28 protein-coding genes and 1 tRNA gene are annotated in these 22,348 nt (G+C 56.3%); 10 read left to right on the top strand and 19 right to left on the bottom strand.

Going from position 1 to position 22,348, the window contains the following annotated elements; translation table 11 throughout:
* Positions 1–4: 4 nt before the first annotated feature.
* The 3 genes from ACWFTY_RS07150 to ACWFTY_RS07140 all read left to right on the top strand — a co-directional run bounded on the left by ACWFTY_RS07150 (position 5) and on the right by ACWFTY_RS07140 (position 2,091).
* The gene (locus tag ACWFTY_RS07150; protein WP_447526859.1) at positions 5–820 is read left to right on the top strand and encodes a TPM domain-containing protein; all 816 of its coding nucleotides are present in this window, start codon (positions 5–7) and stop codon (positions 818–820) included.
* Positions 820–1,497: a TPM domain-containing protein gene (locus ACWFTY_RS07145; RefSeq protein ID WP_447526580.1), complete on the top strand. Its 678-nt coding sequence runs from the start codon at positions 820–822 to the stop codon at positions 1,495–1,497. Before ACWFTY_RS07150 ends, ACWFTY_RS07145 begins: the two co-directional genes overlap by 1 nt.
* Before the next feature lie 81 nt (positions 1,498–1,578).
* Entirely contained in the window at positions 1,579–2,091 is a 513-nt protein-coding gene (locus ACWFTY_RS07140) for an NUDIX hydrolase (protein WP_447526579.1), read from the top strand.
* A 39-nt stretch (positions 2,092–2,130) separates the two neighbouring features.
* On the opposite strand, the gene ACWFTY_RS07135 is transcribed toward ACWFTY_RS07140, so the two are convergent.
* Together ACWFTY_RS07135 and ACWFTY_RS07130 are read right to left on the bottom strand one after the other, a co-directional pair.
* Positions 2,131–2,409, bottom strand: a complete 279-nt coding sequence (locus tag ACWFTY_RS07135; protein ID WP_447526578.1) for an ETC complex I subunit — start codon at positions 2,407–2,409, stop codon at positions 2,131–2,133.
* 24 nt (positions 2,410–2,433) lie between these two features.
* A complete protein-coding gene (locus tag ACWFTY_RS07130) occupies positions 2,434–3,447 on the bottom strand; it encodes a polyprenyl synthetase family protein (RefSeq protein WP_447526577.1) in 1,014 nt (337 codons plus the stop codon).
* Positions 3,448–3,563: 116 nt separating this feature from the next.
* On the opposite strand from ACWFTY_RS07130, the gene ACWFTY_RS07125 reads away from it, so the two are divergent.
* Positions 3,564–3,848, top strand: a complete 285-nt coding sequence (locus ACWFTY_RS07125) for a chorismate mutase (protein ID WP_447526858.1) — start codon at positions 3,564–3,566, stop codon at positions 3,846–3,848.
* Here ACWFTY_RS07125 and ACWFTY_RS07120 read toward each other — a convergent pair.
* The 5 genes from ACWFTY_RS07120 to ACWFTY_RS07100 form a co-directional block, all read right to left on the bottom strand.
* Positions 3,845–5,164: a sensor histidine kinase gene (locus ACWFTY_RS07120; protein ID WP_447526576.1), complete on the bottom strand. Its 1,320-nt coding sequence runs from the start codon at positions 5,162–5,164 to the stop codon at positions 3,845–3,847. The two genes, ACWFTY_RS07125 and ACWFTY_RS07120, sit on opposite strands and share 4 nt — an antisense overlap.
* Before the next feature lie 95 nt (positions 5,165–5,259).
* Positions 5,260–5,925: a response regulator transcription factor gene (locus ACWFTY_RS07115; RefSeq protein WP_067198543.1), complete on the bottom strand. Its 666-nt coding sequence runs from the start codon at positions 5,923–5,925 to the stop codon at positions 5,260–5,262.
* A 100-nt stretch (positions 5,926–6,025) separates the two neighbouring features.
* On the bottom strand, positions 6,026–6,334 hold the full coding sequence (locus ACWFTY_RS07110; protein WP_447526575.1) for a PepSY domain-containing protein: 309 nt from the start codon (positions 6,332–6,334) through the stop codon (positions 6,026–6,028).
* A gap of 68 nt (positions 6,335–6,402) precedes the next feature.
* Positions 6,403–7,116, bottom strand: coding sequence for an SIMPL domain-containing protein (locus ACWFTY_RS07105; RefSeq protein ID WP_447526574.1), 714 nt, complete (start codon positions 7,114–7,116; stop codon positions 6,403–6,405).
* 31 nt (positions 7,117–7,147) lie between these two features.
* A complete protein-coding gene (locus tag ACWFTY_RS07100) occupies positions 7,148–7,990 on the bottom strand; it encodes an aminotransferase class IV (RefSeq protein ID WP_447526573.1) in 843 nt (280 codons plus the stop codon).
* 127 nt (positions 7,991–8,117) lie between these two features.
* Here ACWFTY_RS07100 and ACWFTY_RS07095 point away from each other — a divergent pair, with 127 nt between their 5' ends.
* Entirely contained in the window at positions 8,118–9,932 is a 1,815-nt protein-coding gene (locus ACWFTY_RS07095; protein WP_447526572.1) for an ABC-F family ATP-binding cassette domain-containing protein, read from the top strand.
* Here the strand turns inward: ACWFTY_RS07095 and ACWFTY_RS07090 are convergent, their stop codons facing one another.
* On the bottom strand, positions 9,933–10,463 hold the full coding sequence (locus ACWFTY_RS07090) for a DUF6456 domain-containing protein (protein ID WP_447526571.1): 531 nt from the start codon (positions 10,461–10,463) through the stop codon (positions 9,933–9,935).
* A gap of 86 nt (positions 10,464–10,549) precedes the next feature.
* Between ACWFTY_RS07090 and ACWFTY_RS07085 the strand changes: the two genes are divergently transcribed.
* Complete coding sequence (locus tag ACWFTY_RS07085; protein WP_447526570.1) at positions 10,550–11,113, top strand: helix-turn-helix domain-containing protein; 564 nt, start codon at positions 10,550–10,552, stop codon at positions 11,111–11,113.
* 24 nt (positions 11,114–11,137) lie between these two features.
* Entirely contained in the window at positions 11,138–12,316 is a 1,179-nt protein-coding gene (locus ACWFTY_RS07080; RefSeq protein ID WP_447526569.1) for a glycosyltransferase, read from the top strand.
* Here ACWFTY_RS07080 and ACWFTY_RS07075 read toward each other — a convergent pair.
* From ACWFTY_RS07075 to yajC, 4 genes are read right to left on the bottom strand one after another with little or no spacing between them, the layout of a single operon-like run.
* Entirely contained in the window at positions 12,313–12,693 is a 381-nt protein-coding gene (locus ACWFTY_RS07075; RefSeq protein ID WP_447526568.1) for an MTH938/NDUFAF3 family protein, read from the bottom strand. The genes ACWFTY_RS07080 and ACWFTY_RS07075 overlap by 4 nt on opposite strands.
* Positions 12,694–12,696: 3 nt before the next feature.
* Positions 12,697–13,680 carry a protein translocase subunit SecF gene (secF, locus tag ACWFTY_RS07070; RefSeq protein WP_447526567.1) on the bottom strand — a complete coding sequence of 328 codons (984 nt, stop codon included), beginning with the start codon at positions 13,678–13,680 and terminating at the stop codon, positions 12,697–12,699.
* Positions 13,677–15,281, bottom strand: a complete 1,605-nt coding sequence (secD, locus tag ACWFTY_RS07065; RefSeq protein ID WP_447526566.1) for a protein translocase subunit SecD — start codon at positions 15,279–15,281, stop codon at positions 13,677–13,679. Before secD ends, secF begins: the two co-directional genes overlap by 4 nt.
* 27 nt (positions 15,282–15,308) lie before the next feature.
* Positions 15,309–15,641 (bottom strand): preprotein translocase subunit YajC, encoded by a 333-nt coding sequence (gene yajC, locus ACWFTY_RS07060; protein WP_447526565.1) that lies wholly within the window; start codon positions 15,639–15,641, stop codon positions 15,309–15,311.
* 201 nt (positions 15,642–15,842) lie between these two features.
* Here yajC and ACWFTY_RS07055 point away from each other — a divergent pair.
* Positions 15,843–15,919: transfer RNA gene (locus ACWFTY_RS07055), tRNA-Pro, on the top strand.
* Positions 15,920–16,414: 495 nt separating this feature from the next.
* Here ACWFTY_RS07055 and ACWFTY_RS07050 read toward each other — a convergent pair.
* From ACWFTY_RS07050 to tnpA, 6 genes are all read right to left on the bottom strand, one after another.
* Positions 16,415–16,600: a hypothetical protein gene (locus ACWFTY_RS07050; protein WP_100092225.1), complete on the bottom strand. Its 186-nt coding sequence runs from the start codon at positions 16,598–16,600 to the stop codon at positions 16,415–16,417.
* A gap of 449 nt (positions 16,601–17,049) precedes the next feature.
* The gene (locus ACWFTY_RS07045) at positions 17,050–17,352 is read right to left on the bottom strand and encodes a hypothetical protein (RefSeq protein WP_339689400.1); all 303 of its coding nucleotides are present in this window, start codon (positions 17,350–17,352) and stop codon (positions 17,050–17,052) included.
* Positions 17,353–17,387: 35 nt separating this feature from the next.
* Entirely contained in the window at positions 17,388–17,639 is a 252-nt protein-coding gene (locus ACWFTY_RS07040; protein ID WP_339689398.1) for a fumarylacetoacetate hydrolase family protein, read from the bottom strand.
* Positions 17,579–17,902, bottom strand: coding sequence for a hypothetical protein (locus ACWFTY_RS07035; RefSeq protein ID WP_339690278.1), 324 nt, complete (start codon positions 17,900–17,902; stop codon positions 17,579–17,581). The genes ACWFTY_RS07040 and ACWFTY_RS07035 overlap by 61 nt, the downstream gene beginning before the upstream one ends.
* A 501-nt stretch (positions 17,903–18,403) precedes the next feature.
* Positions 18,404–18,877 carry a MarR family winged helix-turn-helix transcriptional regulator gene (locus ACWFTY_RS07030; protein WP_240616806.1) on the bottom strand — a complete coding sequence of 158 codons (474 nt, stop codon included), beginning with the start codon at positions 18,875–18,877 and terminating at the stop codon, positions 18,404–18,406.
* 95 nt (positions 18,878–18,972) lie between these two features.
* Complete coding sequence (gene tnpA, locus ACWFTY_RS07025; RefSeq protein ID WP_335653126.1) at positions 18,973–19,398, bottom strand: IS200/IS605 family transposase; 426 nt, start codon at positions 19,396–19,398, stop codon at positions 18,973–18,975.
* Positions 19,399–19,574: 176 nt separating this feature from the next.
* Between tnpA and ACWFTY_RS07020 the strand changes: the two genes are divergently transcribed.
* Both ACWFTY_RS07020 and ACWFTY_RS07015 read left to right on the top strand, forming a co-directional pair.
* Positions 19,575–20,462 (top strand): alpha/beta fold hydrolase, encoded by an 888-nt coding sequence (locus ACWFTY_RS07020; RefSeq protein ID WP_418889444.1) that lies wholly within the window; start codon positions 19,575–19,577, stop codon positions 20,460–20,462.
* On the top strand, positions 20,459–20,881 hold the full coding sequence (locus tag ACWFTY_RS07015) for a hotdog fold thioesterase (RefSeq protein ID WP_100092230.1): 423 nt from the start codon (positions 20,459–20,461) through the stop codon (positions 20,879–20,881). Before ACWFTY_RS07020 ends, ACWFTY_RS07015 begins: the two co-directional genes overlap by 4 nt.
* A gap of 9 nt (positions 20,882–20,890) precedes the next feature.
* Here the strand turns inward: ACWFTY_RS07015 and ACWFTY_RS07010 are convergent, their stop codons facing one another.
* Positions 20,891–22,348, bottom strand: a complete 1,458-nt coding sequence (locus tag ACWFTY_RS07010) for a TolC family protein (protein WP_335648075.1) — start codon at positions 22,346–22,348, stop codon at positions 20,891–20,893.

The following is a 22,348-nucleotide window of genomic DNA, read 5'->3' as shown; positions in this document are numbered from 1 at the left end:
GGTGATTGCACTTCGGTCCATCCTGCCGCTTAAAACCGTCATTGCCGGTCTGGCTATCGCCTTTATGGCGGTAGCCAGCCCGGCTTTTGCTCAAAGCTTCCCCGAACTCACCGGCCGCGTTGTCGATGAGGCGAATCTGCTTGATCCTGCTCAGGAAGCTGAACTTACCGCAAAGCTGGCTGCGCTGGAAACCCAGTCCAACCGGCAGCTTGTCGTCGCGACGGTCAACAGTCTCGAGGGCTATGATATCGCAGACTATGGCTATCAGCTGGGCCGGGCTTGGGAAATCGGACAAGACGGCGAAGGCGAGGCGGAAAAGGACAATGGCCTGATCCTGCTGATTGCACCCAATGAGCGCAAGGTGCGTGTCGAAGTGGGCTACGGCCTTGAGGGCATCATGACCGATGCCCTGTCGAGCATCATCATCCAGAATGATATCCTCCCCCAGTTCCGCAATGATAATATGGCCGGCGGTATAATCGCTGGCGTGGACCGTATATCGACACAATTGACGCTGCCGGAGGAACAAGCTCTCGCGGTTGCCCAACAGGCTGGTCAACAAGCCAGCAAAGGCGATGGCGAGAATATCGGCCTGATTATCTTCTGGGCGTTCATTCTGATATTCTTTGTTATTATCCCGATGTTCTCGAACCGCGGTGGCAAACGCTACCGTCACGGTGCCGGTCCGGTCGTCATCTGGGGCGGCGGATCAGGCTTTGGTGGTGGCAGTTCCGGCTTTGGCGGCGGCGGATTCGGTGGCGGCGGTTTTGGCGGAGGCGGCGGCAGCTTTGGCGGCGGCGGCGCATCGGGGGGCTGGTAATGAGCAAAGTGAACCAGTTTACGCCCGATGATCACAAGATCGTCACGTCCGCAGTCTCGCAGGCAGAGAAATCGACAGATGGCGAAATCGTCACCATAGTGACCGGCGAGTCCGATCATTATGGCGATGTCGCCTGGGCCCTATCGGGCCTGGTAGCGCTGACCGCGTTGCTGGTCGTCAGCCTTTTTCCGGAAATCTATCTGAATATCATCGACTGGCTGGCCGGTGGCTGGAGCGGCATCACCGCCCTGCCCTATTGGGCCCTGTTTGTTTTTACTGCGATGAAATTTTTCGGCACAAGGCTGATCCTGATCTGGAAACCGTTGCTGTTCCTCCTCATCCCGTCACCGATCAAAAAAGCCCGGGTACGCAAGCGGGCGGTATCCTTGTTCCGTGTTTCGACGGACCATCGAACGGTCGGTCGCACCGGGATATTGCTCTATCTGTCAATGCGCGAACATCGGGCAGAAATCGTGGCCGACGAAGCCATTGTCGCCAAAGTGGAGCCGGCGATCTGGGGTGATGCGATGGTTGCGATGATCGATCTGGTACGCGCTGGTACACCGGGTGAAGGCATGGCCGAAGCGGTCCGCCAGATCGGCATTGTCCTGACCGAACATTTTCCCAAAACCGACCAGAACCCGAATGAACTGCCCGACCGGCTGATCGAGCTCTGACATTCCATTCGCTCTGAGCTTGTCGAAGGGTGAATTTTGCGGCAGGCCTACTTCGACAGGCTTAGCAAGAACGGGGTAGAAATGTCCGACAATATCGAAGTCATGTGGGAAGGCCGGTTCATCACGGCCAAACGCGAAGGCAAGTGGGAATATGTCTCACGCAGCCGCGGCATCACGGCTGCGGTCATTCTCGCGATCGATGCAGGCCATGTGCTGCTGGTCGAACAATATCGTGTTCCGCTGGGCAAAAATTGTATCGAGCTTCCGGCAGGGCTGGTCGGCGATCACGACGACAATGCCGACGAAGACAGTGCTATCGCGGCGATCCGCGAACTGGAAGAAGAGACCGGCTATCGCGCGGAAACCATGGAGAATTGCGGCGAATATTATTCCTCGCCGGGCATGGTGTCGGAGAGCTTTTCGCTGTTCAAGGCCAGCGGTTTGACCAAGGTCAGCGAAGGCGGAGGCGTCGACGGGGAGAATATCACAGTGCACCGCGTCGCATTGAGCGAGCTTAGCGATTTCATCGAGAGCAAGCGTCAGGAAGGCGCCGGTATCGACGTCAAGCTGATGATGTTTCTACAACTGGTTTGAATGGGCCGTCATTATTCCACCGCGCAGACGGGGATGTAACTAGCGGAAGTTGTCGGCGTAAGCCTGAATTTTCAGAGTCTTGTGCGGTGTCGGAATGATCGCATAGACAATCGCATGTTTATCCGCATAAGCCTTTGCCGCATCGCAGCTATCGAAAGTCAGCTCTACCTGCCGCTGCGTATCACCGGAACCGGCCCAACCGGTCAGGGGATCAGGTTTGCGCGGTTCCGCCGGTTCAAATTCCAGCACCCATTTATCGGTCAGCGCTCTGCCCGACTGCATTGCATTTCTGGGAATTTGATAAATCCGTGCGGCCATTTTCTGTTCCTGTCCTGAACCGGCTCAATAAGCGCGGGAGATGGCAAATTCAACCGCTTCGGTCATAGCGTCTTTCGCTTTGCCCGACGCAAATATGCCTAGCGCATCAATTGCCCGTTGACCATAGTGCCGGGCCCTCGACATCGTGTCTTTCATCGCCCCGGTCGAGTGGATCAACGCAGTGGCCCGGGCAAGATCTTCGTCCGAGGATTTGTGCCCGATGATCGCGTCTTTCCAGAATTTCCGGTCTTCTTCATTGCCCCGCGCATAGGCCAATATGACCGGCAAGGTCACCTTGCCTTCGCGGAAATCATCACCGGCATCCTTGCCCATTGTTTCACGATCGGATGAATAGTCAATTGCATCATCGACCAACTGAAACGCTATACCAAGATTTCGACCATAGCTGTCCAGAGCCAGTTCGACTTCATCATCACATTCCGCAACCACGGCAGATATCCGGCTGGCTGCGGCGAACAGGGCCGCTGTCTTGGCACCGATGATATCAAGATAGCGATCTTCGCTGGTCTCGATCTTGCGCTGCGCGGTCAATTGATTGACTTCGCCTTCGGCTATCACTGCAGAAGCATTGGACAATATTTTCAGTACTTTGAGGGAGCCGTCTTCGACCATCAGCTCGAATGAGCGGCTGAACAGGAAGTCACCGACCAATACGGTCGCCGGATTGCCGAAAATGAGATTGGCTGCGGTTTTGCCGCGCCGCATGTCGGAACCGTCGACAACGTCATCATGCAGCAGAGTCGCGGTATGAATGAACTCCACCGCCGCCGCGAGCTTGAAATGGCGATCACCCGGATAACCGATCAGCTTGGCTGCTGCCAGGGTCAGCATCGGACGCATCCGCTTGCCGCCGCCAGCGATAAGATGCCCGGCAAGTTCCGGAATCAGGGGTATTTCCGATTGCATCCGGTCCAATATGACGCTGTTGACCTGGTTCATATCGCTGGCGACCAGCGATATGATGGGTTCAAGTGAAGGCGCGGTGTCCCGCCCGATATGATGGACCGTTGCTGACATGTTGCACCGGATGTGGCAATTCACTAGGGATAAGGCAAGTGAAATCAGGCCATATTCGGTTGCATCTCGTGCATGAAGTGCTGAAATCGAAACAGGTGGAATTGGGGCAGCGTAAAATGGACGAAAAGCTTAAGCAATATCGTGAAAGCATCAACAATATCGACGCGGCGCTGGTGTTCATGCTGGCCGAGCGCTTCAAGGTGACCCAAGCGGTCGGCGAATATAAGGCCGAAAACAGCCTGCCACCCGCCGATGGCGCCCGGGAACAGGAACAGATAGCCCGCCTGCGCCAACTCGCCAGCGATGCCAATCTAGATCCCGAATTTTCGGAAAAATTCCTGCGTTTCATCATCGACGAGGTGATTCGGCACCATGAGCGGATCAAGGCTGAAGCCGACTAGGAATCAACCCCTTCAGACTTGGGCAATCGCAACCGCACCAGCAGGCCGCCCAGATCTTCGCTTTCTTCGAGCGATACAGAGCCTTCATAGATTTCCGCAACATCGCGGACGATGGCCAGCCCCAGACCGGTGCCCGGCTTGCCGCTGTCCAGCCGGACGCCGCGATCGAATATCCGCTGCCGTTCTTCCTCGGGGATACCGCGGCCGTCGTCTTCAATTAGCAGCTCGACAAATTTGTCGTTGCTTTCGACGGTGATGAACACGCTGCCACCGCCATATTTGGCAGCATTTTCGACGAGATTGCCGATCATTTCGTCCAGATCCTGGCGCTCGACCGAAGCAACCGCATCCTTGTCGCCGTCAATGTCGATCCGGACATGCGGGTATAGCCGTCCGACCGCGCGTTCGACCGCCTGCAGACTTTGCCAGACCTTAGCCCGGCTATGCGCGTGGCCGCGCCGGCCCACCGCCCGCGCGCGCGCCAGATGATGGTCGACCTGCCGCCGCATAACGCCGGCTTCACGGATCACCGTATCTGCGAGATCGTCGGCTTTGGCCGTAGCGCTGTTCATGATCACGGTGAGCGGGGTCTTCAGGGCATGAGCGAGATTGCCCGCATGCCGCCGCGCTTCCTCTGCCTGCTTCTCGTTGTGATCGAGCAAGGCGTTGAGTTCATCGACCATCGGCGTGACCTCATTCGGCATCGGTTCCACCACCCGGCGCTGCTGGCCGGTGCGCATGGAGGCAATGGCGATGCGAATCTTGCGAAGCGGCCATAGACCGTAAAGCGTCTGCAACGCCGCCATGCCAATCAGGCCGAGCGCCAATATCAGGAAGCTGTTCACCAATATCGAACGAATATTGGAAATCTGGCCATCCAGACCATCGCGGCTTTGCGCCACCTGGAACAGCCATTTTGTGTCCGAATCAGGCAATATTATCGTGCGTTCAAGCACCCGCAACGGCTCGTCCGGGAACTGGTTGCTGTTGTAGATATGGGTTTCGCGGTCATCGTGGGTGATATTCGACACCATCGTGCGATCCCACAGCGAGCGGGACGGGAAATCGTCATGGCCCTTGCCGCTGATCTGCCAATAGAGGCCGCTATTGGGCTCGAGAAAACGCTGGTCTCCGAGCGGCCGGTTGAGAAAAACCTCTCCATCGGGACCGATCTCTGCCGAAGCGATCATCGCCGTCAGCACATATTCCAGCTGATTGTCGAAATTGCGGGTCACCGCATCGTTCAACACGCGGTCCAACGCAAAACCACCGCCGAACAGCAGGATGACAATCCATGCCGCCGCAATGCCGATCATCCGGCGACCGAGCGATCCGGTGGTCTGCGTGCCTAGCCGAGATTGGGTTGTCGGTGCCTTTTCATCGAACGGACTATCTATCTGGCTCGTTTCACTCAGGCTTCGGGATCCTCTAGACTATAGCCAAGCCCCCTGATCGTCGAAATGACTTCTGCACCCAGTTTTTTGCGAATGCGGGTGACGAACACCTCAATCGTGTTGGAATCCCGATCGAAATCCTGATCGTAAATATGCTCGATCAACTCCGTGCGCGACACGACCTTGCCCTTGTGATGCATCAGATAGGAGAGCAATTTATATTCCTGTGCGGTCAGCTTGACCGGACTGCCATCGAGCGTCACTTTCCCCGACCGCGTATCGAGACGCACGGCACCGGCGGTCAGTTCGGACGAGGCATTGCCGGAAGCACGACGGATGAGCGCGCGCAGACGGGCGATCAGTTCCTCGGTCTGGAACGGTTTTGCCAGATAATCATCGGCACCGGCGTCGAGCCCGGCAACCTTGTCCGACCAACTGTCGCGCGCCGTCAGCACCAGCACCGGAAAATTGCGCTCTTCCTTGCGCCAGCGATCAAGCACGGTCAAACCGTCGATTTCGGGCAGGCCGAGATCGAGGATCACCGCATCATAGTCTTCGGTCGAACCCATGAAATGGCCATCCTCGCCATCTGTCGACAGGTCGATGGCATAGCCATTGGCTTCCAATGTCGATTTCAGCTGTTGTCCCAGCGTGGGTTCGTCTTCAACGATCAAGACGCGCATGCTTGTCCTCCGAAATAATGCCTGTTTCTGTGGAATAGCCTATATCACCATCCCGAAAACGCACAATGATATTAGAAAATTGGAAAATGGCCGATTTTGATCAGCGGGTCTGGCGCAAAATTGTACCGGTCCGGCCATCGACATCGACAAAAATCACCCGCCCGTCGCGAATGAATTTCAAGCGATAAACCTGCGCACCGGGGTCAAATTCGGGACCTATATATTCGCTATCGCCCATTCTTGGCAGAACCCGGTTCTCGATAGAACGGATTGACTTAACCTTGCCCGCCATCATTTGCGCGCGCGCTTCATTCTGTTCACCACGGCGATCCATGGCGCCAGCAATCTGCGGCGCCAGCAGCGGCAATCCGAGCGCTAGGAAGGATAAAAAGGCGAATTTTTTCAACATCGTCACCCTCCTAGGCTCGGTGGTTTTAACATCAGGTGAATGGCGGGTTCAGGCTAGAGATCGCTCTGTTAGCGCGTCATCTCATAAGTAATGTTGAGCGAAACGACGGTTCCGACCTGCCCGGGCGCTACCGGCGGTGCAGAAGAAGCGGCAGAAGCCTCCATCCGCATCATCGGCGCCTCCGACTGGTGCGACATGCCTTCGCTGATCGAAAGCACCCGGACGCCACTATATCCTTCGGACCGCGCATAGCTCATGGCCCGCGCCTTGCCGTTGGCAAGCGCCCGCTCGCGCGCGAGATCCTTAAGCTTGCTATCATCGCTGATCGAGAATGAGGGCCCGTTTAAATTGGTCGCACCGCTGCTGACGATCGCGTCGAGAATCTGGCCAAGCTTGGAAATATCATTCACCGTCGCTGAGACCTGATTGGAAACAACATAGCCGACGAAGCGGTTCTGCCGGCTTTCCTGATCATAATCATAATCGGCGCGGAGATTGATACCGGTTGTCTGAATATCTTTTTCGGCAATGCCGAGCGTTTTGAGCCGGTTAATTACCGCGCGAGCCTGCACCGAATTCTGGCGCAGCGCCTCGGTCGCAGTCTTCGCCTTGGTTTCAACGCCGGTACTGAACGTCGCGGTGTCCGGCGCGCTATCAACCTGTTCGGATACGCTGAGTTCGATCACCGGATTCTGCGCAACTATCTCGACATTCGCGGCTTGCGCGAGGGTAATCGGGGTAAAGACCAAAGCCGCGCCGGCCAATAGAATTGAAAATCTCATATTGTTCTCCATTGTTTCAGCTCGTTATAAATCAAGCTCTCTGAACGGCAGCTATATAGTTTCGACGGATTTTCTCCGTCCGGTCGCCTGGCAATCCATCGCCAATCTTATGGCCGTCAATTTCGACCACTGGCATGATCAGCAAGGTCGACGACGAAACAAATGCTTCTGCCGCGTTTTTCGCTTCGTCAATCGAGAAAGCGCGCTCTTCGACCGTTAGTTCCATGGATTTTGCCTGTGCGAGCATTTCGATACGGGTCACACCAGGCAGGATGCGGCGGTCGAGCTGATGCGAGATCAGAACACCGTCCTCGCTAATGATATGCGCATTTTGCGAGGTCCCTTCGGTAATCATATCGTCGCGGGTCATCCAGACATCATCGACTCCCGCCGCCACGGCCTCCATTTTCATCAGCGATGCATAGAGAAGCTGTGTGGTCTTGATATCGCATCTTTGCCAGCGCAGGTCGGGCCGTGTGATGATTGTCATGCCGCGATCGGCCATCGGGTTGGCGACCAGCACCCGGTTCTGGGCAAAGGCAAATATCGTCGGAGCCGTTTCCGGTGCTGGCCAGCGATAATCGCGTTCGTCCATCACTCCGCGCGACACTTGCAGATAGACCAGACCTTCCCGCAATTCATTTTCTGTTACCAGATTCTCCGAAATCGCTGCCCAGTCGGCAAAGCCATCAATGGAAAGCTCGCCAAGCGATCGCTCCAGTCGGCTGATGTGTCGATCCATGTCGATCAGGCGGCCATTGATAACCGAAATCACTTCATAGACCGCGTCGGAAAACAGCAGTCCCCGGTCGAATATCGATATTTTGGCGGATGACTTGGGAACATAATCGCCGTTCAGATAGACCGTGTTCAATTCGCTTACCTACCCCCGGAATGCCATATGCATCACTAACAATCCGATATAGCGGGGCACGTCAATGGCCTTTGTTCAGAAGAGAAGGCTTGAGCCCAGGCCCGCTTGGCCCTAACGCCCGGGAACCATGGCTCAACCCCCGATCTTCGCTTATGAAAACCTGTCCCTCCATCAAGGAGAGGGCTGGCTGTTTGAAAATCTCGATCTCCACGTCGGGCCGCGCGACCGGCTCGCCCTGATTGGCCGCAACGGTGCCGGAAAAACGACGCTCCTGCGCCTGATTGCCGACCAGATCGAAGCGGACAAGGGCCAGCGGATGATCCAGCCCGGCACCAATATCGTTTATCTGGAACAAGAGCCGGATTTCACACCGTTTGAAACCTTGCTCGATTTCGCCATATCGGGCGAGCAAGGCCCTGCCCTCCACGAAGTCCAAGCCATTGCCGATCAATTGGGTACCGACCTGTCCAAGGGAGCGGCAAAGGCCAGCGGCGGCGAGAAACGCCGCGCAGCCATATGCCGGGCGCTGGCATCCGATCCCGATCTGCTTTTGCTCGACGAACCAACCAACCACCTTGATCTCGGAGCGATCGACTGGCTGGAAGACTGGCTTGGCCGCTACAAAGGCGCGTTCATCACTATTTCCCACGACAGAACTTTTCTGACCCGGCTGACTAAACAGACGATCTGGCTGGATCGCGGGGCGCTGCGGCGGCAGGAAATCGGTTTTGGCGGCTATGACGCGTGGATGGAGAAAATCCATGCTGACGAAGCACAGGCCGCGAGCAAGATTGACGCGAAGCTGAAGCTTGAAGCGCGCTGGCTGGAACGCGGTGTCACCGCGCGGCGCAAGCGCAATCAGGGACGGCTCGAGAAATTGTGGCAGATGCGGGAAGCCCGTGCGGCAATGATCGGCCCTGCCGGCACCGCCAATCTCAAGATCCAGAATGACGACAGCCGCACCAAATCGGTCATTACGGCCGAGCATATCTCCAAGTCCTTTGGTGAAGGCGAGAAGGAACGCCAGATCATCCGCGACTTTTCGCTGCGCATTCAGCGCGGCGACCGGATCGGCATCGTCGGAGCCAACGGCGCTGGCAAGACCACCTTGCTGAAAATGCTCACCGGCGAATTACAGCCGGATAGCGGCAAAGTGTCTCTCGCCAAGACACTCAACGGCGTTTTCATCGACCAGCAGCGCAGCCTGCTCGAAGGCAATAAATCGGTCCGCGATGTGCTGGCGGATGGCAGCGACTGGATCGACGTGCGCGGCGACAAGAAACATGTGCAGGGCTATCTCAAGGAATTTCTGTTTGCGCCATCGCTGATCGACGCCAAAGTCGGCACATTGTCCGGCGGAGAACAATCACGGCTTTTGTTGGCTCGAGAATTTGCGCGGATGTCCAATCTACTGGTGCTCGACGAACCGACCAATGACCTCGACCTGGAGACACTCGATCTCTTGCAGGAAGTAATCGCCGATTATGAAGGCACCGTCCTGCTGGTCAGCCATGACCGCGATTTTCTCGATCGCACGGTGACGGTGACGCTGGGCCTCGATGGCAGCGGAATGGTCGACATAGTCGCCGGCGGCTATGCAGAATGGGAGCAGCAGCGCAAAGACCGGAATTCTCCAAAAAAGGCAGCAAGCGCGCAGAAAAGTTCCACCAACCAGCAACCTCCGCGCTCCGGCAGCCCGGTCAAGAAATTGAGCTACAAGGACCAGCGCGATTATGATCTGTTGCCAGAGCGGATCGAGGCGATTGACCAGCGCATGGCCGAAATCGAACAGTCGCTGGCCGATCCCAATCTTTATACGCGTGATTTCCCGCGCTTTGACGCACTTTCCAAAGAGAATAGCGCACTGATCGAAGAGAAGGACGCGGCCGAAATGCGCTGGCTGGAACTGGCGGAAGAAGTCGAGCGGCTGGCCGATAACTGATCAGCCCGGCAGGCGGTAGAAATTCGCCAGCCGGTCCAGTGCGATCTTCAAAACCAGCTTGCCTGAGCGCGCTGGCCAGCCGAGATTTTTCTCCGCGACGGGCGTTCCCTCCCCGCCGCAGATAATCCGCCAGGCGATATCGGACAAATCGCTGCCCAAATCGTCAATGGCATTTTCGAAGCGCAGCTTGGCGGCAAGTTGCGCTTCTGTTTCGTTCAATATCGCGGGGGCCGCGCGTTTTCCTCCCGCAACCGGCGCCGCATCCCAGCGCATCGTCACGCTCGGTGCCAGATTGGCTCTCTCCCAATCGGCGCGAAGCTTTTCGCCTGCATCAAATTGGCGATCGGACAAATGGCCTCTGGCATGCAGCCAACCCAATGGCGATTCCGACAGATTGACCGTGACGCTCCGCGCGCGCTTGCGCTCTGGCTCGCTTCCATTACGCTCCTCGCCATCTTGCGGCAACGCCCGTTCGGCGAGCAATCTCGGATCATATAGAGATTTATCTGTTTTGGTTGTATGGACTGGCATAGAATCTCCTGTTTGGCTTTGTTACCCTCTTGCCATTTTGGCGATAATGTAGGAAAGGATAAAACCATATAGGTTTGGAGATATATATGATCAGCCGCATCAGAGAGGTTCGCAAAGCCAAGGGATTGACGCTGGATGACGTAGCGCGGCGGTGCGAACCACCTACCACCGCACAAACGATTGGACGGCTTGAGACTGGCACAAGGACGTTGTCGCTCGACTGGCTGAACCGGATTGCCGATGCGCTCGGCGTGGACAGCGCCGCACTGCTATCCTTGCCCGACCAGGAAGAGCTTCCGGTTGCCGCAATCCTCGATCACAAGGGTGCGCACGCTCTGGGCAAGGTCGAGAATATTTATCAACCTGCGATCGAACCAGCGATGGTCGCGCTGCGCGTCAAGAGCGGTGTCGGCGATTATCGCGCGGGTGACGATGTCTGGCTTTCACGGCGTACTTCGGACCAGTTTAGCGGGGCACTCAACCGTGACGTTTTGGTTCCTCGCCCTGCCGGACGCTATCTGTTTGGGCGCCTGATCGGGCGCCAGGACAACAAGCTGCAAATCCTGCCCCTTGGCAGCGGAGCCCGGCAGCAGATTGTCAGCGATCCCGAGTGGATCGGCGTTGCGGTCCGGCTGGTAAGGGAGCTTTAGGGCCTTGATGCTAGGACGCCTGCCATGACCCAGCCGCTCCGCATTCTAACCTTGTCGACATTATTCCCCAATGCGACAGCGCAAAATTTCGGGATATTTGTCGAGCGGCAAACGGCGGAACTGGCCAGTCGCCCGGAGGCCGGGGTAACCGTCCTCAACCCTGTCGGCTTACCGCCTTGGCCATTGAGCAAACTGCCGCAATATCAGGCGCTAGAAGCTCTGGCGGAGCATGAAGAATGGCGCGGCCTGGACGTTCATCGCCCCCGGTTCAGGTTAATCCCAAAGATTGGGGGTGCTGACAACCCGCGACGTATCGCTGACGCGACCCTGTCCTTGGTAAAAGAATTGCACCACAAACAGCCCTTTGATCTGATCGATGCAGAGTTTTTCTATCCCGATGGACCGGCGGCGATGCGGCTGGCCGCTGCACTCGACGTTCCCTTCACGATCAAGGCCCGCGGTGCGGATATCCATCACTGGGGCAGCGAGCCAAAATGCCGCGCCCAGCTTCTGCAAGCGGCGGAGAAGGCCAGCGCCTTGCTGGCGGTGTCCGAAGCGCTGAAGCAGGATATGGTTGAACTTGGAATAGATGGAAGCAAGATTGCGGTTCACTATACGGGCCTGGACCAGAACAGCTTTGTTCCCGTTGATCGGGTCGCTGCGAAACAAAAACTGGGCGTCAGCGGACCGTTGTTCATTACCACCGGCGCGCTGATCAAGCGCAAGAACCAGGATCTGGTTATTCGCGCCATGGCGAGTTTCCCCGATGCCGAGTTGATCCTCGCTGGCTCCGGCGAAGAAGAGCAGGGTTACCGTGCGCTTGCCGAGCGGCTGGGCGTCGCTGACCGTGTACGTTTTCTGGGCAGCGTGCCGCACGAGCAGCTATCGCATCTGACCGCCGCCGCCGATATTGCCATTCTTGTGTCGAAGTCCGAGGGGCTTGCCAATGCATGGGTTGAAGCCCTCTCCTGCGGCACGCCGGTGATCATCAGCGAGGCCGGTGGTGCACGGGAACTGGTTACCAGCCCCTCTGCCGGACGGGTTGTCGACCGGACTGTCGAGGCGATTGTCGAAGCCGCGACGGCCATCCTTGCAGCGCCGCCGACACAGGATATGGTCCGATCATCGGTGAGCCAGTTCAGCTGGAAAAATAACGGCGACCAGTTGCTGGCAATCCTGCAGCAGGCCGCCGGCAAGCTTTAGGAAAGCGGCAGAAACGCGCCGATTATCCAGCGCTCTTCGGCCCGCAACACGCCCCAGGTCCGTGCCGCAGCGCGACTGTCCATGACTTCCAGCCCCATGCCTGCTGCTTCTACTTCCCGCCGGAAAGCGGCGGGCGGTTGCAGCATCGACGGACCGCTGCCGAGCAGGAGAAATTCCGCCTTGGGAGACAGGTTCAGAGTGGACAATATCTCCGCCAGATTCAGCCTGTCGAGCGCAGATCCGGGCCAGCCGACAGCCTGTTCGGGCGAAATCAGCAGGCCTTGCTCAAACCGCTGGTCGCCGCTCTTGAAGCCGCTAGCCGTGAAACCGGTGATAACCGGCCCGGTAAATTCGACGTCCTTGCGTAATTCTACCAACGGTCAGCCAACCTGCTCTGGCCCACCGAGCTTCTCCGCCTTGTCATTGTCTGATTCAGCGGGGACGAATGTGTCCGGACCAACCTTCAGCCAGATCAAGATCGGCGCGGCCATGTAGATCGAACTGTAGGTGCCGACAAATACGCCGAAGAACATCGCAACGGAGAAACCGAAAATCACATCGGGGCCCCAAAGAATCAATGCGCCCAGCGCAATCAACATGGTCAAGCTGGTCATCACAGTACGCGCGAGGGTCTCGTTCACCGACAGGTCGAGCAAGGCAATGATGTCCATCTTGCGATATTTCTTCAGATTCTCGCGAATCCGGTCGAACACGACAATCGTATCGTTCAGCGAATAGCCGATGATGGTCAGCAACGCCGCGACGATATTGAGGTTGAACTCCATCTGGGTCAGCGCGAACAGACCGAATGTCAGCGCGACGTCGTGCACCAGTGCGAACAGCGCACCGACACCGAACTGCCATTCAAAGCGGATCCAGATATAGATGGATATAGCGATCATCGCGAACAGCAGAGAATAGGCGCCGGTTTCAAACAGTTCCGACGAAACCTTTCCGGAAACAGACTCCACCCCATCAACGCGGACATCGGGGTGATCGGCCTTGAGCGTCGAAACGATCTTTTCGGTCATTTCATTGGCCGCTTCCGGGCGCGTTTCCGCTTCGGTTGGTAGCCGCATCCGGATCGAGACTTCATTGGCATCGCCAAACCGCTGGATCGTCGCTTCGCCATAACCAAGCCCGCCAATACTGTCGCGCAACTCGGAAATCGGTGCGGTTTCGGTCTCGGTGAAAGTGGCCTGAATCATCTGACCGCCGATGAAGTCGACGCCGAAGTTCAGCCCCTTGGCTGCCACCAGCCCGATCGATGCGATAATCGTCAGGATGCTGAACGCCATGGCGACATTGCGCCACTTCAGGAAGCTGATGTTGGTGTCGTCCGGAACAAGTTTGATCAATCTCATATCACCAACTCCTGCGGGCGGGCTTTCCTCGCCCAGAGCGCCACAAACATTCTGGTTACGACCACTGCGGTAAAGACGGAGGATGCGATACCGATCATCAGCACGACCGCGAAGCCCTTGACCGGTCCGGAGCCGAACATGAACAGCAGCACACCGGCGATGATATTGGTGACATTGGCATCCATGATCGCTCTTGATGCTTCCTTATAGCCGACTTCAATCGCTTGAATGACCCTTCGCCCTCGCCTGCGCTCTTCGCGTATTCGCTCGTTGATCAGCACATTGGCATCAACCGCGGCGCCAACAGTGAGAACGAAGCCGGCGATACCCGGCAGCGTCAGCGTGGCGTTGAACATTGCCATGACGCCGACGATGATGAACAGGTTCAGCGCCAGCGCGATATTGGCGTACATGCCAAAGCGGCCATAGGTGACGACCATGAAGGTCAGCACGGCAACGGTTGCGATGATGGCGGCAATCATGCCTTTATCGATCGAATCCTTGCCAAGATCTGGACCGACGGTGCGCTCCTCGACAATCTTCAATTCCACAGGCAGTGCGCCGGACCGCAAGGCAATCGCCAATTGGTTTGCGCTTTCCACCGAGAAATTCCCGGAAATCTGCGCCGAACCACCAAGGATCGGCTCGTTGATATTCGGCGCGGAAAGCACCTTGCCATCGAGAATGATCGCAAAAGGCTTGCCGACATTATTTTGTGTCAGGCGCGCAAATTTCGAACCACCTTCACTGTCAAAGGTGATGTTGACCACCGCTGCGTTGGTTTGCTGGTCAAAGCCCTGCCCTGCATCGGTCAGCTTGTCGCCGCTGATACCGCCGAGGCGCTTGACCGCGAGGTTTGGAAATCCGGACGGATTGTCGGGATAAGGGAAAATCTGGCTGCCGACCGGCGCCCGGCCTGCTGCGACCATATTGGGATCGGCTTCAAAATCAACCAGTTTGAAATCCAGCTTGGCAGTCTGTCCGAGCAAGGCTTTCAGCGCTTCCGGATCATCCAGACCCGGCACCTGCACCACGATCCTGTTGTCACCCTGCCGGATGATCGTCGGTTCGCGGGTACCCATTTCATCGATCCGGCGGCGGATCACGTCGGTTGCCGTCTCCATCGCATTTTCGACGGCATTTTCCAGACCGGCTGCGGTCGGAGTCAGTACAAAGCGCGTATCATCGCGCACTTCGATATCCCAGTCGCGCTGACCGGTCAGGCCGGCACCGCTGGTCAGCGGAACGATCGCGTCCCGCGCGGCATCGACCTGGGTACTGTCACGCACCATGAAGCTCAAAACGCCGTTTTTACGGGAAATATCACCAATGCCGATACGCGGAGTGGCGCGGCGCATTTCCGCGCGGACCGATTCTTCCATCGTCTCCAGCCGGGTTGTCGCAACATCCGCCGGATCGGCTTCCAGCAGAATATGGCTACCACCCTGAAGATCGAGCCCCAGGTTGATGGTTTCACTGGGCAGAAAGCTCGGCCAATATTGGCGACCATTCTCGCCAAGCAGGCTGGGAATGGACATCAGCACGCCAAAGGCCAGCAGCAGAGAGATGGAAATGACTTTCCAGCGCGGGAAATCGAGCATCGAAACTAACTTTCTATATCACCGCGATCAGTCGTTCGCAGGTTTGGCACCGCCGCGTGGCATGACATCGGTCAGGGTCGCCTTGATCGCCTTGACGCGGACGCCATTGGCGATTTCGACTTCTACATATTCGTCATCGACCTTGACTGCTTTGCCAACCAGTCCGCCGCCGGTCACGACTTCGTCATTCTTCTTGACCGAGCCGACCTTTGCCTGATGCTCTTTCATCTTCTTTTGCTGGGGGCGAATGAGCAGAAAATAGAAAACCGCAAAAATAAGCACCAGCGGCATTACCGAAATCAGAAATCCTCCGGCGCCGCCAGCGCCAGCTGCTGCAGATAATATAGTGATTGATGTCATGAACTCGTCCCGATTGTTGCAATTTTTTATGTGTGATGTCCGGGCTCGCGTTTCAAGCCCTCGAACAGCCGACCCAGATGTTGCGCGCGCCTATCACGCGCTTGTCACAGGTGCAACGGAATCCGTATTCGGGAAAGGTTACGAGCATGACGCAAACGACTTGCCAAGCCTTACCGACCTCCATATATGCGCAGCCTCGGTCGGGACGTAGCGCAGCCTGGTAGCGCATCACACTGGGGGTGTGGGGGTCGGAGGTTCGAATCCTCTCGTCCCGACCAGTTTTCAGCCATTTTTTAAAATGCTGAATTCTTATATCACTGCTGTAAGTGCAATGTAAGTGCAGATTTTCTGTTTTTGTTCTCCAAAGCATCACCATCATCCCGGGGATCATCATCGGAGGAATATTTGCGCCAACCAGATAGGTTCTTCAAATATGAGATCGCCTGAATTGGAATAGTGCCAAACATCACCATCCGGACACTTGCCGCAAATACTAACTTTTAATCAGTAGGTCGCTGGTTCGAACCCAGCAGGGCTCACCATAATACGTTGAAGATAAACGATTTTCTGACAGAATGATATTCGAAGTTGCAATATTTGCAACTTGGGTAGCATTTTGGGTAGCAAATGGAAGAAATTCCAATATTCGAAGAACTGATGATGGACCAGTTCTTTCAAAGGTAGGGAATACAACAGCGTTGATTGCTAAACCAACGAACCATCCAACCCAAAACAGTGATAAATGTAAAAACGATTTCCGGTAGCGGCGCCTGCTACCATTTCTCGTCGCGAGTAAACTCGACTGCGGTCGCGTCAAGATCTTTCGCCAATTGATTGAACTCACGATATGCTCCAAGGCGCTCTAGACCATCAAGTCGCTGATCGCCGGAAAGGCGGTCCATGCGGGTTCGAATTAGCGCCGCCACAATTTTCAATGTTGCTGGATCTGGCTTGGTCATAGTTGCGTTGTATCACGATTCAAATTGCGATGCGAACAAGAGCTTTAGGTGTTCAGCGAAACAACACCAGAGGGCAGACGAATAAGATGTGTCATGGTAATCTTTTTTTCTGACAAAAATAAACACTGATTGAACAATCCTGGCTAAAGATGATCGCGTTATCCTGAGCAGTCGATGCTGGGGGGGATCGGAGGTTCGAATCCTCTCGTCCCGGCCAGTTTTCAGCCATTTTTTCAAAATGCTGAATTCTTATATCACCGCTGTAAGTGCAATGTAAGTGCGGATACTCTCTTTTTGTTCTCATCGCACCCTATGGATTTCACGCTCATTCTAGAACATGGTCAAAAAGATCAACCAAATAGGTTCAATTGAAAACAATTTCAATTGAGCGATCTTGGCATGACAAATCAGGCTTTCCTATACTATTTTCAGAAAGTGGCAGTCGCACGTCAGGCTTGAACGACCTGCTGGTCGATCACACCACATGGGGATGAGCCGTCAATTCCGCGCCCTTCGATGCGAATAGGGTCACCAAAAGACAGGAACGGCGTTGTGGCTAGGCCCTTGTCGCGGATCACCTCGATCGCACGAACCTCTGAAATACAGCTTGATCCGACTTCTGTATAGTTTGAATCGGAAACGGTACCCGACTCAATAATCGTTGCCGCTACCAGATCGCGCGTCAATGCAGCATGAGCAACCAGTCCCTGGAAACCAAAATCCATGGCTGCACCAAAACGTTCACCGTACAAGTCAATTTATAAGTCGTGTCAAACACGCCATCTTTCTAGACTTCACCCAGTTCATCGGGTGTCACCGCAAAGGGCACCATCGAACAGGCCGGTTTTGCCTGCACCCAACCAAAGCCGGTTGCCATTTCTATCGGAGCAATCGCGCGCAAAGAGCAGTCGTTGATTTTGACGATTAGTCTGATGTGTTTCGTTGCGTCCGTAGCGCATGTTCCCATTGGAACATGATCTACAATAACACCGAACTCGCCTTCAAAATCAATACCATGTTCGATAGTCGGCAACGACACATCTTCGGTCGGGCCGAAAAACCGATCCGAACACCCTGATACATGAGCGGTTTGTCGGTATTGATTGGATCCAGACCAAACGCGACTTGCATAAGGTCTCCATGAGTTGAAAAGGCAGAGCCGTCGAGCCATTGCCAGCTGCGCGGCATCAGCGCAGCACAGTCGGTGGTCGCAAACTCTTCACCTTCCCCCGAAAAAAGGCGATCAAGTGCTTTGGCAACGCTCGGCTGAACCACTTGCCAGTCACCGAAAACAGCGAGCAAATTGGTTGCCGGACCATCGACCCGAAAAACAGCGCCTCCTGCATCACCGTCCGCTCGCCCATCATCGCAGCATCTCCCGCCTCTACAGGAATGCTGAATCGCATCTCTACAATGCTGACAAGACCGAGTTTTTCAACACAACCCGCCCTCTTGTCGGTCGGTCGACCACCTCTTCGGTATTCTTACAAGCAAACACAATCCGCGCTGGGAGATTCTCGGTAGTCTCGGGCGCTATGCCGTCCAACGGCTACATGGCGCAGTGTAGATCATATCCGCTGTATATAAGGATGAGGATATCTACTCTATCCACGTCGTACATCCCGTTAAGCAACTTCTAGCCGCGGATGACTGCCTGATTTATGCTCCGGCAGGAGTCGATCGCTAGCAACGCCAATAACTGGCTTATACCAAAAAAGGGAGCGAGTGGCCCCAGCCACTCGCTCCAGCTGATCCTATGGGAGAGAAGGATCAGAACCAGTTAGATTTTGGGATCTGACGTGTTCAGCACACCCTTAGATTCCCAACCATTTTTTCCATCGCGGTTCGTATGATGGTCAAGTCTGCTTTGGAAATGCCTTTGAACATCTTCTGATAAACGGCGTTGGCTTCTTTCCGAAGTTCCGGAATAATGTCGATTGCCTTTGGACGCAGGAATATCCGCCAGACACGCCGGTCATCTTCTGCGGACCGACGTTCGACAAATTCCAGTTTTTCAAGATGATCAATCGTCAATCCGATCGTAGCTCGTTCCAGTTCTAGGCAAACTGCCAGCTCGGTTTGCGTCATTCCCTCGGTCTTGATCAGATAGGCCAATGTTCTCCACTGGGTGCGGGACAAGCCGAACTGGGCAATCGATTCATCAAATGACTTGCGCAGGACTCGCGGTACTTCCTCCAGCAAAAACGCAAACTCATCGGTCTCATTCAGGAAGCCGTCTTGCGCGTTTGCGCTCATTGTAGCTGTTTCGGTTGTCATGATAGTGACCATATCATAAATTCAATATAATATAAAGCCCTTTACTGCATAAATGCCGTCAAGGCGACACGCTCCCGCGATTACTCCATGTAGGTTCACGGGTTGGGGCTGAAGCCAGCTTTGTTTGGGTTAGTATGCTTGTCGAGATAATTGAGGATCACGTCGTCGGTGATATTGCCTGAGGTGGTCGAGAAATAGCCTCGTTGCCAGAAGCGCTGGCCCCAGTAGCGTTTGCGGATATGCTCGAACTCCTGCTGTATCTTGCGCGATGAGCGTCCCTTTGCCCGGCGCACGAAGTCGCTGACTGCAATATGGGGCGGGATCTCGACAAACATATGCACATGATCGCGTGACAGAACGCCATGGATGATCTTCACGCCCAGTTCGCTGCAGACCTGCCGGATGATCTCCCGCACCCGCAGGCGGACCTCCCCATGCAGCACCTTGAAGCGGTATTTTGGTGCCCAGACAATATGATAACGGTGATGAAAAGCCGTGTGGCTCCCGCGTGAATATGGCATAAGCACTATCCTCCAGAAAATGACTTCGCCTGCGAGCCGGTCATTTTCTGGAGGATAGTGCTGAGCAAACAATAACGGCTGAAGCCTTCTACCAGCTATAAGCTGGTGAGTTTCCTTCAAAGGCGAGACATTAAATAACTTTACTGTTTGGGGCGCCGGAAGCTAGGGGTAGTCCCATGTATTGCGAAACAGTCAGCATTGAAGGAGCTGGAGACTTGACCCTCAAAGCCGAAGCCAACGGCGAGAGTGGTGCGATGCCCATCCTGCTCGCTCATGGTGGTGGGCAAACACGTCGTGCATGGAAGAACGTGGTCGGCGACCTTGCGGAGGCGGGTTTCCACGCAATCGCCATCGACATGCGGGGCCACGGCGACAGCGAATGGGCAGCCGATGGCGCTTACGAAACACACGATTTCGCGTCCGATCTGGTCGCCATCGTATCACGGATGGAGCGCAAGCCTGCGCTGGTCGGGGCGTCGCTGGGCGGAATGGCCGGTATACTCGCCGAAGGGGATTTGGCGCCCGGCAGCTTCGCTTCCCTGACACTTGTCGACATCGCACCGCAGATGGAAGTAAGCGGGGTCAACCGCATTGTCGGATTTATGGAAGAGCATATCGAAACCGGTTTCGCCTCGCCCGAAGAGGCGTCGGAAGCGATCGCGCGTTATATGCCTCTTCGACGCAAGCGGTCGAGCGGCGAAGGGCTGCGTAACTATCTACGACACAAAGCCGATGGGCGGTATTACTGGCATTGGGATCCAGCCTTTATCCTTAGCAGCAGGACGGTCAGCAAACGCGATGAAGGGCGCCATCTACGCCAATTTGAAGCATTAAGCCAGGCGACCCAGAACCTCACCTTGCCGGTCCATCTCATTCGCGGCGGTTCGAGCGACCTCGTTTCCGAAGACGCGGTGGAGCATCTACGCGAACTTGCGCCGCATGCGGAATATACCGACATCGCCGGCGCCACTCACATGGTTGTGGGCGATGCGAACGATTCGTTTTCTCACGCCATTCTCGATTTCCTGAAACGACATCACTCCATGCGGGGACGAGAAACATGAGCGAGGCGCCAGCGCGAATAGATCGGGCACGCATAGAGGAAATTCTCCGTATCGCGCCTTTCCATGCGTGGCTCGATCTGAAGGTTAGGTCGCTGACTCCGCAGCGGCTGGAGCTCGAAATGCCATGGCGCGACGAAATCGTTTCCAATCCTATAATCGGATCGGCCCATGGCGGCGTACTTGCGTCTCTGATCGACCTGACCGGTTTCTACGCCCTCATTGCACAGGGCACGAAAGTAAAGGCTACTGCCGATCTGCGGGTCGATTATCATCGCCCGGCAACCTCAGGCCCGCTCGTCGCAACCGGTTTGATTGTGAAAGTCGGTCAGCAAATTTCAGTGGCCGAAACCAGCGTTACCGGGCCGAATGAAAAATTGCTCGCTAGCGGGCGCGGTGCCTATATATGCGGTGACCTGTAGGGTCGGCATCTAGGATGGCGCCTGCCATCCCAGGCCGAGCGATTTTTGCACCGCAATCCACGCAAGAGTAAGGGCAGCTCTGCCCCGGGCCAAGTCCGTATTGGCCTTCTCCTGCTCGCGCAAAGTCCGGTTGAGATCGATGCGCGAGATCGCCCCCGACTCAAAGCGCTGCCGGTTGAGATCCGCCGATTTATCGGCATGTCGCTTGACCTGGATCAAAGCCGCCAGCGCAGCGCGCTGCTGCGCGAAACGGGCTAAGGCGCGCTCGGCATCCTGCAAAGCTGCAAGCACGGTCTGCCGGTAATTTGCAGCAGCCTCGCGGCGAGCCGCACCTGCCCGGTCGATCGACGCGTCGACCCTTCCGAAATCAAGGAAATTCCATTGCAGGCGCGGAATCGCAATGGCAGAAAACTCGCCTACGTCGAAGATATCTTCCGGCGAGGTTCCCCCCAGCCCGAGGATGCCCATGAACGAGAGTTTCGGAAACTTCGCAGCCTCGGCCACACCGACCCGCGCCGTCGCGGCGGCCAAGGTGCGTTCAGCGGCGCGGATATCGGGCCGCCGCGCGATGAGACTAGCGGGATCACCTACCGCCACTCTTTCGGGCGGCAGGGGGATCTCGCCAATCGGTGCAACTTCGAGAGAAGGCGCTCCCGGAGCGCGCCCGGTCAGAACGGCGAGCGCATCGAGCAACACGGCCTCATCTGCTTCGGCCTCGGCCAGTTGCGACTTGAGCAACTCCAGTTCTGCATTAGCATTTCCGACCGGAAACAGCGGTAGGGTACCTTGCTGATAACGCTGATAGGTCAGAACGAGTATCTGCTCCTGCAACTCGCTTTGCAGGCGGTACCGCACGACCCGCTGCTGTGCCTCGCGCAGGTTCACATAGGCGTTGGCGACGTCTGCAGTTAGCTGGACTCGCGCATCCTCGGCATTCGCTACGGCAGCGGCCAACTGTGCATTGGCTGCCTCGATCCGCCGCCCGGTCCCGCCACCAAAATCGATCTCCCAATTGGCGTTGAGGCCGGCATTATAAAAACTGATGGTATCGTCTTCCTCTTCTGGCGGCATTCCGGGCGTCCCTGGAGGAAGTGGCGGACCGCCCTGAATGTCTAAACCCGGCAGACGGCCCTGCACGACCGTTGCTTGGGTGCCAAGCGATGGCAGGCGGCCTGCGCTTTCCTGCGCGAGGGATGCGCGGGACTGCGCGATGCGCGCACCCACCGCCTCCAGCGAAGGATTATCGGCGAGCGCCGCCTCGATCAGTCGATCGAGTCCGGGATCGTCGAGTAGAATCCACCACTCGGCGAGTTCCGGCACTGTGCTGCTCACCTTGTCGCCGGCCCGGATGAAACCCCCGGCTCCGCCGGCGGCAGCCAACTCGGGCGGCCCCGCATAGTCTGGGCCGGCGGTGCATCCTGCCAGAGTGGCGGCAATAAGAAGAAAAGGAATTGATTTTCGGATCAT

The sequence above is a fragment of the Parasphingorhabdus sp. NYA22 genome, assembly GCF_976973735.1.
Note: the sequence above shows the minus strand (reverse complement) of the source record. Positions and strands in the feature narration are given on the sequence as shown.